Source organism: Pseudomonas sp. St29, from assembly GCF_001547915.1.
Taxonomy (GTDB): domain Bacteria; phylum Pseudomonadota; class Gammaproteobacteria; order Pseudomonadales; family Pseudomonadaceae; genus Aquipseudomonas.
Genome location: NZ_AP014628.1, coordinates 2,855,390 through 2,875,578 on the forward strand (window position 1 = coordinate 2,855,390; position 20,189 = coordinate 2,875,578).

Consider the following 20,189-nt stretch of genomic DNA (forward strand, 5'->3'; position numbering starts at 1 on the left):
TGTAATTGGGCGCGCTAGCTGACAGTCATTCTCTGGGTAAAAGAAATCTTGTCCTACAAACATCATAGGCCGGGCGAAGGAGAATATTTATCTCTGTTTCATTGCGCTTGAGATCATTTGCAGATAAAAAATCTGCATAAACATAAAAAAAAGGTTGTTTTATCTCATGCGTAAACTGGACCGTACCGACATCGGCATTCTCAACAGTCTTCAGGAGAATGCCCGCATCACCAACGCCGACCTGGCCCGTTCGGTGAATCTTTCGCCCACGCCGTGCTTCAACCGGGTCAAGGCCATGGAGGAGCTGGGACTGATTCGCGAGCAGGTGACCCTGCTGGATGCCGACCTCTTGGGGCTGCACGTCAACGTGTTCATTCACGTCAGCCTGGAGAAGCAGGTGGAGGAGGCCTTGCAGCACTTCGAAGAGGCCATTGCCGATCGCCCGGAAGTCATGGAGTGCTACCTGATGGCCGGCGACCCGGATTACCTGATCCGGGTGCTGGTGCCGACCATCCAGTCCCTGGAACGCTTCATGATGGACTTTCTGACCAAGGTGCCCGGGGTGGCCAACATCCGCTCCAGCTTCGCCCTCAAGCAGGTGCGCTACAAGACCGCGCTGCCGCTGCCGGCCAACGGCCTGACCCTGGGTACCTGAGGTTCAGGCCGGGAGCGGGTTCCAGAGCCGCTCCAGGTTCTTGAACTCCCAGTCTTGCGGGGCTTCGCGGGCCAGGATGCGCTCCTGGCCCTGGACCTTGGCCAGGTCGACCACGCTTTGCTCCAGGGGCAGGTTGGAGCGGGTGGAGAAGAACACCCGGACCTTGGGCGTGAGCAACGACTTGGGGTTCTGTTCGATCACCACCGCCAGGCGTCCGCTTTCCAGGCGCACCAGGGCGCCCACCGGATAGATGCCCACGCTCTTGACGAAGGCCTGGAACACCCGCTGGTCGAAGTGGCCTTTCCAGGTGGACATGCGCTGGATCGCCTCGGCCGGGTCCCAGCCTCGGTTGTAGGGGCGATTGGAGGTCACCGCGTCGTACACATCGCACACCGCGCCCATCTGCGCGAACAGGCTGATCTGGTTGCCCGCCAGCCGGTGCGGATAGCCGGAGCCGTCGGCTTTCTCGTGGTGATGCAGGCACACATCGAGCACCAGCGCATCCACGTCAGGACTTTGCCGCAGGATCGCGCCACCGGCTTCGGGGTGCAGCTTGACCTGTTCGAATTCGCTGTCCGAGAGTTTTTGCGGCTTGTTGAGGATGCTGTCGGGGATGGTCAGCTTGCCCACGTCATGCAGCAGCCCGGCAATCCCCGCCAGGCGGATGTAGTCCTCCGACAGGCCCAGCTGGCGGGCGGTGGCCAGCATCAGCGCGCACACCGCCACTGAATGCATGTAGGTGTAGTCATCGGCGCTCTTCAGGCGCGCCAGGCTGATCAGCGCATCGGGATGGCGCAGCAGCGACTCGCCCAACTGCACCACCAGTTCCTCGGCTTGCTGCATCTCCAGGGCCTGGCCCATGCGCACTTCCTGGAACATCGCCATCACCGCCTTGCGCGATTCGGCGCAGAGCTTGATCGCGCGTTGGACTTCCTCGTCCATGCTCACCCGGGGTGTGCTCGTGCTGGCCGGTTGTAGCGATGGCAGTGGCGGGGCGCCTGGCGCTGGCGTCGAACTGGCTTCGGGCAGGTCGCGACCCTTGGCGGTGTCGATCCACAGGCTGCTCAGGTTGGAGCGTTGCAGGCGTTGCAGGTCGTCACGGCTGTCGAGGACGAAGCCGGCTTTCCAGAACGAGTGGTCCAGCCAGGAACCACAGAATTGATGGATGTACATGCCCATTTGCAGCTGGTGGATGGAGATTTGTTTCAGCATGACCAGCACTCCATTTCAGGGCACCGGCTGGTCGCCGCTGAAAGGTTCCTGCTGAACCGATCAGCGGCGAAGCACGCCAGCGCTTGTTCTACCTGACTTCTATACGGGCTTGGGCCCGTCTCACAGGGAGAAGCGTGCCACCAGCTTGTTCAGACCCATCGCCAGGTTCGACAGTTCACTGCTGGCGATGGAGGTCTGGCTGGCGGCGGACGAGCTCTGCACCGACAGGTCGCGGATGCTCATCAGGTTCTGATCCACCGAGCGCGCCACCTGGGCCTGTTCCTCCGAGGCGGTGGCGATCATCAGGTTGCGTTCGTTGATGTGGCTGATGGCCTGGGTGATGTGGCCGATGGCCGAGCCGGCTTCATGGGCGATGGCCAGGGTCTGGCTGGCGTCCTCGCTGCTCTGTTGCATGGACAGCATGGCTTTGTTCGACCCGCTCTGGATGCCCTGGATCATCTGCTCGATTTCCTGGGTCGAAAGCTGGGTGCGGTGGGCCAGGGCGCGCACTTCATCGGCCACCACGGCAAAGCCGCGGCCTTGCTCGCCGGCCCGGGCGGCCTCGATGGCGGCGTTCAGGGCCAGCAGGTTGGTCTGCTCGGCAATGGCGCGGATCACGTCCAGGACCTTGGTGATGTCCTGGGCCTGTTGCGCCAGGCCGGCCATTTCCACTCGGGTGTTTTCCACCGTGCCGGTGAGCTTCTCGATGGAGTGGATGGTCTGCTCGACCCGCTCCTTGCCCAGCCCGGCGGAGCGCTCGGATTCCTGGGTCGATTGCGAGGCGGACACCGCGTTGCGCGCCACTTCCTCGACGGCGGCGGTCATCTCGTTGACTGCGGTGGCGGCCTGTTCGGTCTCCATGCTCTGTTGCTGGATACCAGCGTTGGACTCGCGGGTGATGGCGCTCATTTCCTCGGCGGCCGAGGCCAGTTGAGTGGAGGAATCGGCAATGTGGCGGATGGTCGACTTCAGGCTGTCGAGCATGGCCCGGGTGGCGGTCTGCAGCTCGGTGAGTTCGTCCTGGCCGCTGACTTCCACCTGGGTGCGCAGATCGCCCTCGGCGATTTTCCGCGTGGTCGCCAGCAGGGTCTGCACCGGCAGGATGATGCTGCGGGTGAAGAACAGGGCGATCAGGGCGGTGAGCACGATGGCCAGGACGATGATCACGCTGGTCACGGTCAGCCCGGTGCTGAACTGGGCTCCGGCGTCGGTGCCTGATTGGGCGGCGCCACGTTCGTTGAGCTTGATCAGCTCATCGATGCTGGTCTGCAGGGTGTTGGCCAGGGGCACCGTGACCTGGTTGGCATAGTTGACCGCTTCCTCCGAAGAGCTGGTCTTGCTGCTCTCCATCAGCACCGCGAACTTGTCCAGATAGGCTTGGGCGCCACTGCGCACGCGCTCGTAGATGTCTTGTTCCTGAGGGCTGGAAACCAGCACGGCATAGTCCTTGATGGCCTGGTTCAGGTTGTCCTTGAGGGCATCGAGACGTGCCCGCGAAGCGGTTTTCTCGCCATTGTTCTCGGTGATGAAATGCAGCGTTTCCAGACGCAGGCGCAGGGTGCTGGATTCGATCAGCGTGGCTTGTCGCACGCTGGGCAGCCAGTTGGTTTGCAGATCGATCGCGGCATCATGGATCTGTCCCATCTTCCACAGGGACAACCCTCCCAGGCCTACCAGTAAAACGCAGATCGAGCCGAAGCTGAGCAGCGCTCGCAAGGTCAGTTTCATGTTTCTTGTCACCATAAGGCACCTGCTTTTTTGGAGTGATACGACTGATACTTCGACTCCCTGTCGCCCTGATGCCAATCTGATCTCATTGAAGTGAAAAATCTGTAGAAATGTAAGAGAGTGTTTCTTTTTTTTTGCTTTCTCAGGCATTCGATCAGTGCGGGCGAGGTGCTTGTGCAGGCGTCTTTGCGGCAGTCTAGAGGGCTTGCGGGCCGCCCGACTTGACCTCTATCAAGGCCGTTTGCCGCAGAAACCGGCATGCTGCACAGGCCCAACCGGAGAAGGAATACCCCGCACATGAACTCCCCTGTCAGTCAAACCTCCGAGGCTCGGGCGCGCTTGCCCGTCGGGCTGTTGATCGGCGTACTGGCGCTGGTCGCCGTGCTGCTGTTGCCGTTGCCCGCCGACCTGCCGGTGGCCGGCCAGCGGATGCTGGCGATCCTGGCATTTGCCGTGGTGGTATGGATCAGCGAGGCGGTGTCCTACGAGGCCAGCGCCATCATGATCACCGCGCTGATGGCCTTCCTGATCGGCACCGCGCCGACCCTGCAGGACCCGACCCAACTCTATGGCAGCTCGGCGGCCATCAGCCTGGCCCTCACCGGGTTTTCCAACTCGGCCCTGGCCCTGGTGGCCGGCGCCTTGTTCATTGCCGCGGCCATGACCCACACCGGCCTCGACCGGCGCATCGCCCTGGTGACCCTGACCCGGGTCGGCACCAGCACCCGACGCATCCTCCTCGGCGCCATCGCCGTGACCATCCTCCTCAGCCTGCTGGTGCCCAGCGCCACGGCGCGCAGTGCCTGCGTGGTGCCGATCATGATGGGGGTGATTGCCGCGTTCGGCGTCGACAAGCGCTCCAATATCGCCGCCGGGCTGATGATCGTCGTGGCCCAGGGCACCAGCATTTGGAACGTCGGGATCCAGACCGCCGCGGCGCAGAACCTGCTGACCGTGGGCTTCATGGACAAGATGCTCGGCCAGCGCGTGGCCTGGCTCGACTGGCTGATCGCCGGCGCGCCCTGGGCGCTGATCATGTCCCTGGTGCTGCTGTGGCTGGTGCTCAAACTGCTGCCGCCGGAAACCGACAGCATCCCCGGCGGCAAGGAAGCGGTGGCCCAGTCCCTGGTGGACATCGGGCCCATGACCGGGCCGCAGAAGCGCCTGCTGGCGGTGTCGCTGCTGCTGCTTTTGGCCTGGTCCACCGAAGGCAAGCTGCACCCCTTCGACACCACGACCACCACCTACGCCGGGCTGGTGATCCTGCTGTTGCCGCGAGTCGGCATCATGACCTGGAAGGACGTGCAGTCGCGCATTCCCTGGGGCACGGTGATCGTCTTCGGGGTCGGCATCAGCCTGGGGTCGGCGTTGCTCAGCACTCAGGCCGGGCAATGGCTGGGCGGGCAGGTGGTGGCCCATACCGGGCTGGACCAGGTCGGGCCGTTGGCGGTGTTCGCGATTCTCGCGGCGTTCCTGATCCTCATTCACCTGGGGTTCGCCAGCGCCACGGCACTGACTTCGGCGCTGCTGCCGATCCTGATCGCCGTGCTGCAGACCCTGCCGGGCGAGTTCAGCCGCCTGGGCATGACCATGCTCCTGGGCTTTGTCGTCAGCTACGGCTTCATCCTGCCGATCAACGCGCCGCAGAACATGGTCTGCCTGGGTACCGAGACCTTCAATGCCCGGCAGTTCGCCAAGGTCGGGCTGCTGGTGACGCTGATCGGCTACCTGCTGATGCTGGTGTTCGCCCTGACCTGGTGGAAATGGCTGGGCTGGATGTAGAGCCCTTCACAGTGACCCGCTGAACACCCGGGTCACACTGCCGGCCAGGCGCACCTTGCCCTGGCCGTCCCAGCTCACCGTCACCGGCCCACCGTCGCACAGTACCCGCACCGGGCTGTCGAGCAAGCCACGGCGGATGCCATTGACCGCCGCGGCGCAGGAGCAGGAACCGGAGCCCAGGGGGATGGCGCCGTTGCGCTCCCAGATGCGCAGGCGGATGGTCTGGCGGTCGATCACCTGGATGAAGTGCACATTGGTCTTGTGCGGAAACAGCGGGTCGCTCTCGATCCTTGGACCCAGCGTGGCCAGGTCCAGCGGTTGCAGATCCTCGACGAAAAAACTGCAATGGGGATTGCCCATGCTGCACGCCGCCGGCGTTCCCGGCAGCGGCAGGTGCAGGCTGTCCAGCTCCCGAGCCAGGGGGATGGCCTGCCAGTCGAATGAGGGCAGGCCCATCTCCACGGACACCGACTGATCCTCAAGGCGCAGGCAGTGTTGCAGGCCGCGGGCGGTTTTCACCTGTACCGAGGTGGCACCGCTTTCGTTCAGCAGCAGGTCGGCGGCGCCGCGAGTCGCGCTGCCGCAGGTAGCCAGGCTGGAACCATCGGCGTTGAAGAAGGTCAGTTGCGCCGCGCTCTCCTGGCAATCGCCGAGCACCACCAATTGATTGAAACCGATGCCGCGCCGACGATCCCCCAGGGCCCGGGCCCGTTCGGCGCTGATCGGGTTGTCGCGGCCACGGGCATCGATCAGCACGAAGTCGTCGCCATTGGCGTGCATCTTGAGAAAGTTCAGCGGCATGTTGAGAAGGTTCAGCGGCATGCGGGCTCCGGTGGGCGAGGGCAGGCGGCGCCAGGTTGGAGCGGCGCCGGCGAGTGCAGGATTGCGAAAAAAGACCACCGGCGCCAGCGCCATAAAATAAAATTCATCCGGCGGGCAGCGCTGCTGCCTGGATCGCGGGATTTTCCGGCACACTGCCGGACCACCGGGAACATCGTCCGGCGCTGCAACAGCGCTCGGCACAGCACAAGGTCACGGCATGGATCACTACGCCCCGCGCAACTGGCAGCCCCACGAAAAGCCCAGCCTGCCCGGCTCGCCCTCGACACCGCTGCACCCCCGCCACAAGCGCCTGGCCTACGCCCTGGTGGGTTTGCTGGTGGCGATTACCGGCGGCCTGGGCAACTCGCTGGTGATCGCCAACCTGCCGTACCTGCAAGGGGCGCTGGGGGCGACCACCGCGGAAATGGCCTGGCTGCCGGCCGCCTACGTGATGACCAACGTGTCGATGAACCTACTGCTGGTGAAGTTTCGCCAGCAGTTCGGCCTGCGTGCCTTCACCGAAGTGTTCCTGGTGCTCTACGCCCTGGTGACCTTCGGCCACCTGTTCGTCAACGACCTGAGTTCGGCCATCGCCGTGCGCGCGGCCCACGGCATGGTCGGCGCGGCGCTCAGTTCCCTGGGCCTGTACTACATGGTCCAGGCCTTTCCGGCGAAATGGCGGCTCAAGGCCCTGGTGCTGGGGCTCGGCACTTCGCAGCTGGCCTTGCCCCTGGCCCGGCTGTTTTCCGAGGACCTGCTGCAGATCGCCGAATGGCGCGGCCTGTACCTGTTCGAACTGGGCCTGGCGCTGACCTCCCTGGGCTGCGTGTTCCTGCTCAAGCTGCCGCCGGGGGATCGTTTTCGCACCTTCGAGAAACTCGACTTCCTGACCTTCGCTTTGCTGGCCACAGGCGTTGCCCTGCTGTGCGCGGTGCTATCGCTGGGGCGCATCGACTGGTGGCTGGAAGCGCCGTGGATCGGCTACGCCAGCGCCGGCTCCATCGTGCTGATCCTGGCCGGGCTGTGCATCGAACATAACCGCAGCAACCCGATGCTGATGACCCGCTGGCTGGGCAGCGGGGCGATGATCCGCCTGGGGCTGGCGGTGATCCTGATTCGCATGGTGTTGTCCGAGCAGTCCACCGGCGCCGTGGGTTTTCTCCAGGCGCTGAACATGAGCAGCGAGCAGATGCGCCTGCTCTACGGGGTGATGCTGCTGGGCAGCGTCGCCGGGCTGGCCACCAGCGCCCTGACCATCAACCCGGCGCACCTGCTGATGCCGCTGGTGATTTCCCTGGCGCTGATGGCCGTGGGCTCGGTGATGGACAGCTTCTCCAGCAACCTCACGCGCCCGGCCAACATGTACCTGAGCCAGTTCCTGCTGGCCTTCGGCGGCACCTTCTTTCTCGGCCCGACCATGGTCCTGGGCACCCGCAACGTGCTGACCAATCCGCGCAACCTGGTGAGTTTCTCGGTGCTGTTCGGCATCTGCCAGAACCTCGGCGGGCTGATCGGCTCGGCCTTGCTCGGGACCTTCCAGATCGTGCGCGAGAAGTACCATTCCAGCCATATCGTCGAGCAGTTGACCCTGCTCGATCCCCAGGTCCTGGCCCGGGTGCAGAGCGGCGGCGTGGCCTACGGCAAGGTCATCGCCGACCCGGACCTGCGCACCCTGCAAGGCATTCGCAGCCTGGCCAGCGCCGCTACCCGCGAGGCCAACGTGCTGGCCTATAACGATGTATTCATGCTGATCGCGGTGATTGCCGTGCTGACCATGCTCTGGATCTTCATCCGCAGCCTGTGGCTGATGAGCACGACCCGAGTGGTCGCGCCCACGGCTCCCGTTCAACAAAGTGGTGCCCCAAGTTCATGAGCGAAACTGTCAACCCCACCACCAACGCCATCGCCTCGACTCCGGAGTCCGGCGGCCCGCCGAGCATGCCCGCCACCGAGCCGCGCCCGCTGGCGGTGCGCGTCCTCTCGTCCCTGGGCTTTGCCGCCATTGCCATCGTCGGCGTGCTGATCATGCTCTACGCCTGGCAGCTGCCGCCGTTCTCCAGCGCCATCGAAAGCACCGAGAACGCCCTGGTGCGGGGGCAGGTGACCATCATCGGCCCGCAGCTCAGCGGTTATGTGTTCGAAGTGCCGGTGCAGGACTTCCAGCAGGTCAAGGCCGGCGACCTGCTGGTGCGTCTCGACGACCGCATCTACCGCCAGCGCCTGGATCAGTCCCTGGCGCAACTGGCGGTGCAGAAGGCCGCCCTGGCCAACGCCCTGCAGCAACGCAACAGCGCCGAAGCCACGATCAAGCTGCGCCAGGCCGCCCTGGTCGACAGCCAGGCCCAGGCGCGCAAGAGCACGGCCGACCTGCAACGCAACCAGGCGCTGATTGCCGACGGTTCGGTGTCCCAGCGTGAGCTGGACGTGACCCGCGCGGCCAATGCCCAGACCCAGGCCGCCGTGGCCCAGGCCCAGGCGCAACTGGACATCGCCCGCCAGGACCTGCAGAGCGTGATCGTCAACCGCGGCTCCCTGGAAGCGGCGGTGGCCAGCGCCGAGGCCGCGGTGGAACTGGCGCGCATCGACCTGTCCAACACCCGCATCCTCGCCCCGCGGGATGGCCAGCTGGGGCAGATCGGCGTGCGCCTGGGGGCCTACGTCAACTCCGGCGCGCAACTGATGGCCCTGGTGCCGAACCAGTTGTGGGTGATTGCCAACATGAAGGAAACCCAGATGGACAACGTCCGGGTCGGGCAGCCGGTGAGCTTCACCGTGGACGCCCTGAACCACCGCAGATTCACCGGCAAGGTGCAGCGGATTTCCCCGGCCACCGGTTCCGAATTCGCCTTGTTGCAGGCCGACAACGCCACCGGCAACTTCGTCAAGATTGCCCAGCGCGTCCCGGTGCGCATCAGCGTCGACCCGGATCAGCCGGAGTTGGAGCGGTTGCGGCCGGGGTTATCGGTGGTGGTCAGCATCGACACCTCCGTCACGCCTTGACCCCTCTTGCCGCGGATCCTCTGTAGCCGCTGCCGCAGGCTGCGACCGGCTGCGCAGCAGGCGCCAAGGATGGCGCTCCACCGCAATGCTCCAGACCAGGAGGGGGAGGCCTTGAGATCGCTGAAGGTCCTGCGGACCTTTTCGCCGCCTGCGGCAGCGGCTACAGAGGCGCGGTGCGCGGGAGGTCATGCCGCCTGCATCGGCGGCAAGGTGCCCAGTAACGAAACGGCGGCCACCGCCGCCACACCCAGCAGCCACTCCACCAGCACGCTGCTGCGCAGGCTCGACAGGCGCTGGTCGCAGCCGCGGATGCGCAGGCGATTGAACAGCGCCAGCCCGAGCATGCCCGCCACCAGCAGCACCTTGATCAGCAGGATCAGGGCAAAGCCGCTGAACAATGGCGTCGGCCACCACTGTCCGGTGAGCACCCGCACGTTGATCAGGCCGGTGATCAGCAAGCCGCTGACCAACCCGTAACCCACGCCGCTGAAGCGCTTCAACAAGGGCTCGACAGACAGCCCCGTGGGTTGCCGCAACACCAGCAACAACACCAGCAAGCCCCCCAACCAGATGGCGACACAGCTTAAATGCACGATCTGATTGAGGATCAGCATCTGCCCCTGCAGCCCATCGAGCATGGCGCCGTGACCCACCGGAGCCAGGGTGGCCAGGAGCAGGGCACCGAGCCCCAGTTGCAGCGGCAGGCGCCGACCCAGCGGCGTCAGTAGCAGCCCCAGCAACAGCAGATTGAGCAGCAGGTGCCAGGTCCAGACCTGACCGAAGAAGGTCTTGCCCAGCACCAATTGCACGGTCGCCGGGTCCAGCGCCGCCGACCAGGAGCCGGCCATGCTGGCGGTGATCAGCAACAGCCAGCACAGGCCGCTGCAAAGGCCGATCAGCGTCAGCCAGCGGCTGAGCCGATCGAGCTGTCGATGCACGGCGCCATGGCCGTTCTGCGCTGAATCACGGCCCAGCAACAGCGGGCGAAACACCCAGGCCCCCACCAGGGTCAGTACTACCGCAAAGTGCACGAAGCGGCACAGCACCAGCCATGACGCCACGGCTTACGGGCTCACCTTGAAGCTGTAGCTGCCTTCGCTCTTGTGGGTGTCCACCGACACCGCGTGCCACTCCACCTTGTACTCGCCAGCGCGCAGCGGCGTGGCGGCCGGAGTGACCACCAGGGTCTTCTTGTCCGCACCTTCGGTGGCCAGGCTTTTCACTTCGAGGGGGGCACCGTCCTTGCTGATCGTCACTTGAGTGAAGGCCGCTTCCACGCCTTCGGTGAACACCAGGCGCAGTTCGTTGGGCGCAACCACGCTGCTGTCGGCCGCCGGGTTCGAGCTTTTCAGATGGGCGTGGGCGAATACTGAGGAGGCGCCCAGCAGGGAGGCGAGCAGGGCGGTGGTGGTGAACAGGTTTTTCAGGGACATAACAGGGTTACCTTGAAGAAAGGGCAGCCGCTCAACGAGCTTGCAGCTGCATATGGATGATCGGAAAAGGCCGGCCTTCGCCATCGGTTTCCGAGCGGCCGCAGTCGACGAAGCCGTAGTGACGATAGAAACCGTGGGCCGGTGGGTTCTGTTCATTGACGTCGACCTTGAGGCCGGGACGGCGAACGTGATCCAGAAGCGTTCGACCGATGCCCTGGCCGCGTTGGGCCGGTTCGATGAACAGCATCTGTACGGTGTTGTCGCTGGTGGCGATAAAGCCTGCGGGGCTGGTGTCGGGGTTTTCGAAGACCCAGGTCTCAAGGGCCGGCAGGTAGCTGTCGCGTACCAGCGGGTACAGGCGCTGGATGTCGTCTTCAGCAATGAAGTCATGGGTGGCGCGTACCGAACGCTCCCAGAGCGCGGTCAGCAGGGCGTCGTCCGCAGCGACGCGAGGGCGAATCGTCATGAGTGTGTTCCATCAGTAACAGGACAGATGGCCGGCGGTGGGGCAGGGCCGGCATTCGGGCAGAGACCTGTATGCCCGTGTCGCGAGTTAACGCCTGGACGGAGCACCGCAGTGGCTGCTGCAAATGAGCGGGAGGCCGATCCTACTCAATCCGGCCGGGCGGCGAAAGACCCATCGGCGGCGCGCAATGTCGCGGCCCTGACAGCCCCCGCAAGACCCGGGCGAATGCTAGTCTTGCCGCAGACAGTTTTCGTAGGAGCCCTCATGGGCAATCACAAGATCGAGATTCGTCGTAGCAACGTGGAAAAGATACTCCTGGCGGCCGAGAAAATCTTCGCTGAAAAAGGCTATGCCGGGACCGCCATGGCCGACATCGCCGAAGAAGTGCAACTGCCGCGTTCCAACCTGCATTACTACTTCAGCACCAAGAACGAGCTGTACAGCGCCGTGCTCATGGACCTGCTGGACGTGTGGAAACAGGACGCCCTGTGCTTCGAGATGTTCGACGACCCGCGGGTGGTGCTCAGCAGCTACATCCGCGCCAAGATGCAGCACTCGCGCAGCCGGCCCTATGGCTCCAAGGTCTGGGCCAACGAAATCATCCATGGCGCGCCGACCCTGGGCGCGGCGCTGGATGCCAGCCTGTACGACTGGGCGAAGATGAAGGAAGCCAAGATCCGCCAATGGGTCGAGGCTGGACGAATCATGCCCGTGGAACCGTCGAGCCTGCTGTACATGATCTGGGCCTCGACCCAGCATTACGCCGACTTCGACCACCAGGTGATGATCCTCAACGACCACCAGCCGCTGTCGGACCTGCAATTCGAACGCGCGGTACAGACCGTCACCAGCGTCATCCTGCGCGGCATTGGCCTCGAACCATAGAAGCAGCTGCAAGCTGCAAGCAGAGGCAAGCTTCAAGCCAGGAGCTTGAAGCTTGCGACTTGCGGCTTAAAACTTGCCGCTTGCAGCTGCTTCTCCATAGGGATTGCGCGGGTCGTGCTGCCAGTCGAGGAAGGGTTTGCCGGTGTCCTGGGGCACCATTTCGATGCAGTCCTGCACCGGGCAGGTGATCTGGCACAGGTTGCAGCCCACACATTCGTCGTCGATCACTTGATAGGTGTGGGTGCCGTCGGCCTGGCGGATGCTGGCAATTGCCTGGTGTGAGGTGTCTTCGCAGGCGATATGGCAACGGCCGCAACCGATGCATGCTTCCTGGTCAATTTTTGCGATCACCTGATAGTTGATGTCCAGGTACTTCCAGTCGGTGGTGTTGCCCACCGCGCGCCCGGAGAAGTCCTGCAGGCTGTGGTAGCCCTGGCTGTCCATCCACCGCGACAGGCCGTCCTTCATCTCGTCGACGATGCGAAAGCCATGCAGCATCGCCGCTGTACACACCTGCACCGCGCCGCAGCCCAGGGCCACGAACTCCGCCGCATCGCGCCAGCTGCCGATGCCGCCAATGCCGCAGATCGGCAGGCCGCGGGTCTGCGGGTCACGGGCAATCTCGGCCACCATGTTCAGGGCAATCGGCTTGACCGCCGAGCCGCAGTAGCCGCCGTGGGTGCTCTGGCTGCCAACCATCGGGTGGGCCACCATGCGCTCCAGGTCGACGCTGGTGATGGAGTTGATGGTGTTGATCAGCGACACCGCATCCGCTCCGCCGCGATGGGCGGCGCGGGCGGCCATGCGGATGTCGGTGATGTTGGGCGTCAGCTTGACGATCACCGGCAGCGAGCAGTAGGTCTTGCACCAGCGGGTCACCTGCTCGACGTACTCCGGCACCTGGCCCACCGCCGCGCCCATGCCGCGTTCCGGCATGCCGTGGGGGCAGCCGAAGTTCAGCTCGATGCCGTCGGCGCCGGTGGCTTCCACCAGGGGCAGGATGGCTTTCCAGGATTCCTCGACGCAGGGCACCATCAGCGACACGATCAAGGCGCGATCCGGCCAGTCCTTCTTCACCTGGGTGATTTCCTTGAGGTTGATCTCCAGGGAGCGGTCGGTGATCAGCTCGATGTTGTTGATGCCCATGACCTCGCGGTTCGGTCCGAAATGCGCGGAATAACGCGACGATACGTTGACCGCCGCCGGGTCCTCGCCCAGGGTTTTCCAGACCACACCGCCCCAGCCGGCCTCGAAGGCACGGACCACGTTGTAGGCCTTGTCGGTGGGCGGTGCGGAGGCCAGCCAGAACGGGTTGGGCGCCTTGATACCGGCAAAGACAATCGATAGATCGGCCATTTACGCAGCCTCCACATTGAGCATGAGTTGGGCATGCATGGCTTCTGCGGCCAGCTTGCCGTGTTGTACCGCCTGCACGGTCAGGTCCTGGCCGAGGCTGACGCAATCGCCACCGGCGTAGACCCCGGGAATGCTGGTGCGCAGCTGTTCGTCCACCTGGATACGTTCCCCGCAACGCTGCAGTTCCCGCGCCAGTGGATCGGCCAGGGCGCCCTCGTCGAACGACTGGCCGATGGCCTTGAAGATCGCGTCGGCTGCCAGCTCGAAGGTTTCGCCGGTGTTCTGCAAACGTCCCTCCAGCATTCGGGTGCGAGCGAAGCGCATGCCGCGCACCCGGCCCTGATCATCCAGCAGCACCTGTTGCGGTGCGGCCCAGGTCAGCAGGCGCACCTGATTGGCCTTGGCGATCTCCTGCTCGTGCCCGGTGGCGCCCATGTCCTCGACGCCCCGGCGGTACACCAGGTTGACGTCCCGGGCGCCGAGGCGGGCCATTTGCACCGCCATGTCGATGGCGGTGTTGCCGGCGCCGAGGACGATGCAGCGGTCGGCCAGGGGCAGTTGGCCGAGGTCGTCGGCCTGGCGCAGCTCGCGGATGTAGTCGGTGGCGGCCAGCAGCCCGGGGGCGTCTTCATGCTCCAGCCCCAGCTGCTTGCTGGCGGCCAGCCCGAGGCCGAGGAACACCGCATCGAACTCCTGATGCAGTTGGGTCAGGCTCAGGTTGTCGCCGAGTTTGTGCCCGTGGCGGATCTCGATGCCGCCAATGCCCAGCAGGAACTCCAGCTCCTGCTGAGCGAAGTCATCCACCAGCTTGTACTTGGCGATCCCGTATTCGTTGAGGCCACCGGCTTTTTCCCGGGCTTCGAACACCACCACCTCATGACCGTGCAGGGCGCAGCGGTGGGCGCAGGACAAGCCCGCCGGGCCGGCGCCGACCACGGCGATGCGCTTGCCGGTGGGCGCGGCGCGCTGGAACGGGTGCTCGGTGAAGTGCGCGTTGTCCAGGGCATAGCGCTGCAGCAGGCCGATCAGCACCGGCGCGCATTCCTGGGCGTTGTTGCGCACGCAGGCCTGCTGGCAGAGGATCTCGGTGGGGCAGACCCGGGCGCAACTGCCGCCGAGGATATTGGCCGAGAGAATCTTCTGCGCCGCGCCCTGGACGTTGTCGGTGTGGATATTGCGGATGAACGAAGGAATGTCGATCTCGCTGGGGCAGGCGTTGACGCAGGGCGCGTCGTAGCAATACAGGCAGCGCGAGGCTTCCAGATGGGCCTGGCGGGCGTTGAGCGGTGGCGCCAGATCGCTGAAATGACCGGCGAGGGTGGCGCCGTCCAGGGTCGGGTGGGGCAAGTGGTTCAAGGTCTTGATCACGGTTTTGGCCTCACGGTTTTTCATCTGCCTCTGACGGGCATGGGTGTTCACGAAACTGCTAGCTGTCCTGCCGTCCTGCTGTCTTGTAGCCGCTGCCGAGCCTGCGAGGCTGCGAAAAGGCCCGCAGGGCCTTGCCTGGCGATCTCCCGCCAATCCTCTATTGGCCTCAAGAACGCCGCGAGCGTACCGCTCGTTCGCAGCCTGCGGCAGCGGCTACACGAAGCCCTCCGATCCCTGCAATCCCTGTAGCCGCTGCCGAGCCTGCGAGGCTGCGAAAAGGCCCGTAGGGCCTTGCCTGGCGATCTCCCGCCAACCCTCTATTGGCCTCAAGAACGCCGCGAGCGTGCCGCTCGTTCGCAGCCTGCGGCAGCGGCTACACAGAGCGTGGATTGCATTGGGGCATTCCGGGGTCAGCGTTTGACGGCGGTCGGTTTGTGCCGCTCGGCGCGTTTGCTCAACAGGTCGAACACCGCCGGGTAGGCCGGGCGTTCGATGTAGCGCCCGGCGCCGCGTTCGGCTCGCAGGTCGCCGTCGGCCCAGACCAGCTTGCCCTGGCTGATGGTGTGGCTGGGCACGCCGCGCACGGTCTTGCCTTCAAAGATGTTGAAGTCCACCTGCTGGTGGTGGGTCTTGGCGGAGATGGTGCGGCTGCCGTTGGGGTCCCAGAGCACCAGGTCGGCATCGGCACCGACGCGGATCGCGCCCTTGCGCGGGTAGAGGTTGAAGATCTTCGCGGTGTGGGTGGAGGTCAGGGCCACAAACTCCTGCATCGACAGGCGCCCGGTATTCACCCCCTCATCCCAGAGCACGGCCATGCGGTCCTCGATGCCGGCGGTGCCGTTGGGGATCTTGCTGAAGTCGTCGCGGCCGGCGGCTTTCTGCTCGGCGCAGAAGCAGCAGTGGTCGGTGGCGGTTGTGTGCAGGTTGCCCGACTGCAGGCCGTGCCACAGCGCTTCCTGGTGGCCACGAGGGCGGAAGGGGGGGCTCATCACGTAACCGGCGGCGGTCTGCCAGTCCGGGTCGCGGTACACGCTGTCGTCCAGCAGCAGGTGGCCGGCCAGCACTTCACCGTAGACCGGTTGGCCCTTGCTGCGGGCGTAGGTGATTTCGTCCAGCGCCTCTTTGGTCGAGACGTGCACCAGGTACAGCGGCGTGCCCAGGGTCTCGGCGATACGGATCGCCCGGCTGGCGGCTTCACCTTCCACCTGCGAGGGCCGTGACAGCGGGTGGGCTTCCGGCCCGGTGATGCCCTGGGCCAGCAGCTTGCGCTGCAGGTGGTACACCAGCTCGCCGTTTTCCGCGTGTACCGTGGGCACCGCCCCCAGCTCCAGGCAGCGCTCGAAGCTGGCCACCAGGGTGTCGTCGGCGGCCATGATGGCGTTCTTGTAGGCCATGAAGTGCTTGAAGCTGTTGATGCCGTGATGCTGCACCAGCTCGGCCATTTCCTCGCGCACCTGTTCGCTCCACCAGGTGATGGCCACGTGGAAGCCGTAGTCGCTGGCGGATTTCTCGGCCCAGCCGCGCCACTGGTGGAAGGCCTCCAGCAGCGACTGCTGGGGGTTGGGAATCACGAAGTCGATGATCGAGGTGGTGCCGCCTGCAAGACCCGCCGCGGTGCCGCTGAAGAAGTCTTCGCTGGCCACGGTGCCCATGAAGGGCAGTTGCATGTGGGTATGGGGGTCGATGCCGCCGGGCATCAGGTATTGGCCGCTGCCGTCGAGTACTTCACAGCCGGCGGGAATATCCAGATTTTGACCGATGGCGCGAATCACGCCGTCTGCGCAGAACACATCGGCCTTGTAACTTTCATCATGGGTAATAACGGTGGCGCCACGGATCAACAGAGACATTCCGAGTTCCTCGCAGGCATGACCGGCTGGTGCCGGTTCTAACTTTTTTATTGAACGCGCTGATAACTTAACAATCCTGTCAGCGGTGTCAGGATTAGAAGCTAGTCGCAGTTCAAAGAAACAGCAAGATTATTTTTTATAAGCTTATATTCGTTATAACTCATTGAAAATAAACGAATAAAAATCAAAATCCGCAAAATGGTGCGCGCCATCACCATTTTGACGCACTTGACAGGATCGAAAAATAGTCGAGATTTCCTATGTCAAATCAGCCGTTTGAGGAGGCGCTGCGAAGAGCAGAAGACAACTAAGAAAATAAACGTGCACCGCTTTGGGACCTGATCGAACGGACAACTTGCCAAACACCCGGCCTGAGTGAACCGGCAACTAACCGAAGGCTTCAAAGTTGACTGAATAAAACTGAATCACATCAGTTGTTTACATGGATTCCGCACACTGTGCAGTCGCGTACCCGGCAGTAGTTGGCATCGTTATTGAGTGCCGCCGCAGATCGCTGGCCAGGAGGGCGGAAGTCGTAAGTTCTCCGGCCATCGTCCGGCGCACTGTTCCTGGGTGCGCTGGCCTGATGAGCAAAATAATCAAAAGAACAGTGGAGCGGCCATGCAACAGATCAGATCCCAGGTGACCGAGCGCGCCGGCTTATACGAGCTGGACGCCGGCAGCGACGTACTCGACAGCCCCCGTTACAACCACGACATCGCACCGACCAAGGTCCAGGAGCGCACCTGGAACAAATGGCACATCACCGCGCTGTGGATCGGCATGTCGATCTGCGTGCCCACCTACACCCTGGGCGGGGTGCTCACCGCCTACTTCGGCCTCAGCGTCGGCGAGGCGCTGCTGGCGATCCTCCTGGCCAACATCGTGGTGCTGATTCCCCTGACCCTCAACGCCTTTGCCGGCACCAAGTACGGCATTCCCTTCCCGGTGCTGCTGCGCTCGTCGTTCGGCATCATCGGCTCCAACGTGCCGTGCCTGATCCGCGCCCTGGTGGCCTGCGGCTGGTTCGGCATCCAGACGATGTTCGGCGGGTTGGCGATCCACCTGTTCCTGGGCTCGATCTTCGAGGGTTGGAAGGCCCTGGGCGGCACCGGCGAGGTGATCGGCTTCATGATCTTCTGGACCCTCAACCTGTGGGTGGTGCTGCGCGGCGCCGAGTCGATCAAGTGGCTGGAAACATTGTCTGCGCCACTGCTGGTGGCAGTGGGCATCGGCCTGCTGGTGTGGGCCTTGCCCAGCGTGTCGCTGACTGAGTTGCTGGCAATCGCGCCCAAGCGTCCCGAGGGCGCCAGCGTCACGGGTTACTTCATGGCCGGGCTCACGGCGATGGTCGGCTTCTGGGCCACCTTGTCGCTGAACATTCCCGACTTCAGCCGCTACGCGAAGAGCCAGAAGGACCAGATCCTCGGGCAGATCTTCGGCCTGCCACTGACCATGTTCCTGTTCGCCGCCCTGGGGGTGGTGATGACCGCCGCCTCGGTGAAGCTGGTGGGCGTAACCGTCTCCGATCCGGTGAGCCTGATCGGCCACATCCAGAGCCCGGGCTGGGTGGCCCTGGCCATGGCGCTGATCATCATCGCCACCTTGTCCACCAACACCGCGGCCAACATCGTCTCGCCCACCAACGACTTCCAGAACCTGGCGCCCAAGCTGATCGGCCGCACCACCGCGGTGATCCTCACCGGCCTGGTGGGGCTGGCGCTGATGGGCCACGAACTGCTGAAAAAACTCGGCCTGCTGATTTCCGACGTCAGCCTGGAGACGGTGTATTCCAACTGGCTGCTGGGCTACTCCAGCCTGCTGGGGCCGATTGCCGGGATCATGGTGGTGGACTATTTCATCATCAAGAAACAGCGCCTGGACCTGGCCGGCCTGTACCGCGACGACGTCTACCCGGCGTGGAACTGGCACGGCTTCATCGCCTTTGGCGTGCCGGTGGCCCTGACCCTGATGTCCCTGGGCAGCAGCGCCTTCAACTGGTTCTACAGCTACGGCTGGTTCACCGGCTCGGCCCTGGGCGGCTTGATCTACTACGGCCTGTGCAGCCTGCGCAGCCCGCAGGTGGCGACCGTCAAGACCCCGACCCTGTAGGAGCGAGCTTGCTCGCGATGAACGTACAAACAACCCTGTCTCTCTGGGGATTGCGTAACGTCTGCTGGCTAATCGCGAGCAAGCTCGCTCCTGCAGGTGAGCACCGAAAACCGCGAGACTCAAGACGAGCCCGATCTCGTCAACCACAACCAGATAAAGCCTGAGGGGATCACCATGAACGCTGCTGTCGAGGTTCTGCAATCCAGTCACCTGCACATCAACCGCGACCGCCTGTGGCAGTCGCTCATGCAACTGGCCCAGCTCGGTGCCACGGTCAAGGGCGGGGTCTGCCGTCTGGCCCTGACCGACCTCGATCGCCAGGCCCGCGACCTGTTCGTGAAGTGGTGCGAGGAGGCCGGTTGCACGGTCACGGTGGACGGCATCGGCAACATCTTCGCCCGCCGCCCCGGGCGCAATCCGCAGTTGCCACCGGTGATGACCGGCAGCCATATCGACACCCAGCCCACCGGCGGCAAGTTCGACGGCTGCTTTGGCGTGCTGGCCGGGGTGGAAGTGCTGCGCACCCTCAACGACCTCAAGCTGGAGACCGAGGCGCCCCTGGAAGTGGTGGTGTGGACCAACGAAGAAGGCTCGCGCTTCCCGCCGTGCATGATGGGCTCCGGGGTGTTCGCCGAGAAATTCACCCTGCAAGACACCCTGGCCAAGACCGACGCCGAGGGCATCAGCGTCGGCGAGGCGCTGAACGCCATCGGCTACGCCGGCACGCGCCCGGTCAGCGGGCACCCGGTGGGTGCCTATTTCGAGGCGCACATCGAGCAAGGCCCGATCCTGGAAGACGAGCGCAAGACCATCGGTGTGGTGCTGGGCGCCCTCGGCCAGAAGTGGTTCGACCTCAAGCTGCGAGGGGTCGAAGCCCACGCCGGCCCGACCCCCATGCACCTGCGCAAGGACGCCCTGGTGGGCGCTGCCGCGGTGGTGGCGGCGGTCAACCGTGCCGCCCTGGGGCACCAGCCCCACGCCTGCGGCACCGTCGGCTGCCTGCAAGCCTACCCGGGCTCGCGCAACGTGATTCCGGGGGAGGTGCGCATGACCCTGGACTTCCGCCACCTGGAACCGGAGCGCCTGGATTCGATGATTGCCGAGGTGCGCCAGGTGATCGACAACACCTGCGAAGAGCACGGCCTGAGCTTCGAACTGACCCCCACCGCGGACTTCCCGCCGCTGTACTTCGACCCGGTGTGTGTCGACGCCGTGCGCGGAGCCGCGCAGGGCTTGGGTCTGTCCCACATGGACATCGTCAGCGGCGCCGGGCACGACGCGATCTTCGTCGCCGAGCTGGGCCCGGCGGGAATGATCTTCGTGCCCTGCGAAGGCGGCATCAGCCACAACGAAATCGAAAACGCCGACCCCGACGACCTGGCCGCCGGCTGCGCCGTGCTGCTGCGGGCCATGCTCGCCGCCTCCCAATCCATCGCCCAGCGCCAACCTTAGGAGTCGGCCTGCCGGCGAAGGGGCCCGCCAGAGGTGGGCCGCCGACGCCTTCGCCGGCAAGGGGCATC

The 20,189-nt window shown here is 64.4% G+C and carries 16 protein-coding genes; 7 read left to right on the top strand and 9 right to left on the bottom strand.

From position 1 onward, the window contains the following. The first annotated feature begins 166 nt into the window (after window positions 1–166). Entirely contained in the window at window positions 167–655 is a 489-nt protein-coding gene (gene bkdR / locus PST29_RS12995; protein ID WP_060838848.1) for a Bkd operon transcriptional regulator BkdR, read from the top strand. Window positions 656–658: 3 nt separating this feature from the next. Here the strand turns inward: bkdR and PST29_RS13000 are convergent, their stop codons facing one another. Beyond that, the gene (locus tag PST29_RS13000; protein ID WP_060843308.1) at window positions 659–1,867 is read right to left on the bottom strand and encodes an HD-GYP domain-containing protein; all 1,209 of its coding nucleotides are present in this window, start codon (window positions 1,865–1,867) and stop codon (window positions 659–661) included. Between the two features lie 120 nt (window positions 1,868–1,987). Further along, the gene (locus tag PST29_RS13005) at window positions 1,988–3,745 is read right to left on the bottom strand and encodes a methyl-accepting chemotaxis protein (RefSeq protein ID WP_442966402.1); all 1,758 of its coding nucleotides are present in this window, start codon (window positions 3,743–3,745) and stop codon (window positions 1,988–1,990) included. A 147-nt stretch (window positions 3,746–3,892) separates the two neighbouring features. Between PST29_RS13005 and PST29_RS13010 the strand changes: the two genes are divergently transcribed. Further along, the gene (locus tag PST29_RS13010; protein ID WP_060843310.1) at window positions 3,893–5,377 is read left to right on the top strand and encodes a DASS family sodium-coupled anion symporter; all 1,485 of its coding nucleotides are present in this window, start codon (window positions 3,893–3,895) and stop codon (window positions 5,375–5,377) included. Window positions 5,378–5,383: 6 nt separating this feature from the next. On the opposite strand, the gene dapF is transcribed toward PST29_RS13010, so the two are convergent. Then, window positions 5,384–6,178, bottom strand: a complete 795-nt coding sequence (gene dapF / locus PST29_RS13015) for a diaminopimelate epimerase (RefSeq protein WP_060845109.1) — start codon at window positions 6,176–6,178, stop codon at window positions 5,384–5,386. A gap of 238 nt (window positions 6,179–6,416) precedes the next feature. On the opposite strand from dapF, the gene PST29_RS13020 reads away from it, so the two are divergent. Together PST29_RS13020 and PST29_RS13025 are read left to right on the top strand one after the other, a co-directional pair. Continuing rightward, window positions 6,417–8,072, top strand: coding sequence for an MFS transporter (locus PST29_RS13020; RefSeq protein ID WP_060843311.1), 1,656 nt, complete (start codon window positions 6,417–6,419; stop codon window positions 8,070–8,072). After that, window positions 8,069–9,199: an HlyD family secretion protein gene (locus PST29_RS13025; protein WP_060843312.1), complete on the top strand. Its 1,131-nt coding sequence runs from the start codon at window positions 8,069–8,071 to the stop codon at window positions 9,197–9,199. The genes PST29_RS13020 and PST29_RS13025 overlap by 4 nt, the downstream gene beginning before the upstream one ends. 185 nt (window positions 9,200–9,384) lie before the next feature. Here the strand turns inward: PST29_RS13025 and copD are convergent, their stop codons facing one another. From copD to PST29_RS13040, 3 genes are read right to left on the bottom strand one after another with little or no spacing between them, the layout of a single operon-like run. Continuing rightward, a complete protein-coding gene (gene copD / locus PST29_RS13030) occupies window positions 9,385–10,260 on the bottom strand; it encodes a copper homeostasis membrane protein CopD (protein ID WP_060843313.1) in 876 nt (291 codons plus the stop codon). Between the two features lie 3 nt (window positions 10,261–10,263). Continuing rightward, window positions 10,264–10,632 (bottom strand): copper homeostasis periplasmic binding protein CopC, encoded by a 369-nt coding sequence (copC, locus tag PST29_RS13035; protein WP_060843314.1) that lies wholly within the window; start codon window positions 10,630–10,632, stop codon window positions 10,264–10,266. Between the two features lie 31 nt (window positions 10,633–10,663). Further along, a complete protein-coding gene (locus PST29_RS13040) occupies window positions 10,664–11,098 on the bottom strand; it encodes a GNAT family N-acetyltransferase (protein WP_060843315.1) in 435 nt (144 codons plus the stop codon). A gap of 264 nt (window positions 11,099–11,362) precedes the next feature. On the opposite strand from PST29_RS13040, the gene PST29_RS13045 reads away from it, so the two are divergent. Continuing rightward, window positions 11,363–11,983: a TetR/AcrR family transcriptional regulator gene (locus PST29_RS13045; RefSeq protein WP_060843316.1), complete on the top strand. Its 621-nt coding sequence runs from the start codon at window positions 11,363–11,365 to the stop codon at window positions 11,981–11,983. Window positions 11,984–12,049: 66 nt separating this feature from the next. On the opposite strand, the gene preA is transcribed toward PST29_RS13045, so the two are convergent. The 3 genes from preA to hydA all read right to left on the bottom strand — a co-directional run bounded on the left by preA (window position 12,050) and on the right by hydA (window position 16,557). Continuing rightward, the gene (gene preA, locus PST29_RS13050; RefSeq protein WP_060838858.1) at window positions 12,050–13,339 is read right to left on the bottom strand and encodes an NAD-dependent dihydropyrimidine dehydrogenase subunit PreA; all 1,290 of its coding nucleotides are present in this window, start codon (window positions 13,337–13,339) and stop codon (window positions 12,050–12,052) included. Beyond that, on the bottom strand, window positions 13,340–14,707 hold the full coding sequence (locus tag PST29_RS13055) for an NAD(P)-dependent oxidoreductase (protein ID WP_060845110.1): 1,368 nt from the start codon (window positions 14,705–14,707) through the stop codon (window positions 13,340–13,342). Window positions 14,708–15,117: 410 nt separating this feature from the next. Next, the gene (gene hydA, locus PST29_RS13060) at window positions 15,118–16,557 is read right to left on the bottom strand and encodes a dihydropyrimidinase (RefSeq protein ID WP_060843317.1); all 1,440 of its coding nucleotides are present in this window, start codon (window positions 16,555–16,557) and stop codon (window positions 15,118–15,120) included. A 621-nt stretch (window positions 16,558–17,178) separates the two neighbouring features. Between hydA and PST29_RS13065 the strand changes: the two genes are divergently transcribed. Next, window positions 17,179–18,669 (top strand): NCS1 family nucleobase:cation symporter-1, encoded by a 1,491-nt coding sequence (locus PST29_RS13065; protein WP_060838860.1) that lies wholly within the window; start codon window positions 17,179–17,181, stop codon window positions 18,667–18,669. A 174-nt stretch (window positions 18,670–18,843) separates the two neighbouring features. Continuing rightward, complete coding sequence (locus PST29_RS13070) at window positions 18,844–20,121, top strand: Zn-dependent hydrolase (protein WP_060838861.1); 1,278 nt, start codon at window positions 18,844–18,846, stop codon at window positions 20,119–20,121. Window positions 20,122–20,189: the final 68 nt, after the last annotated feature.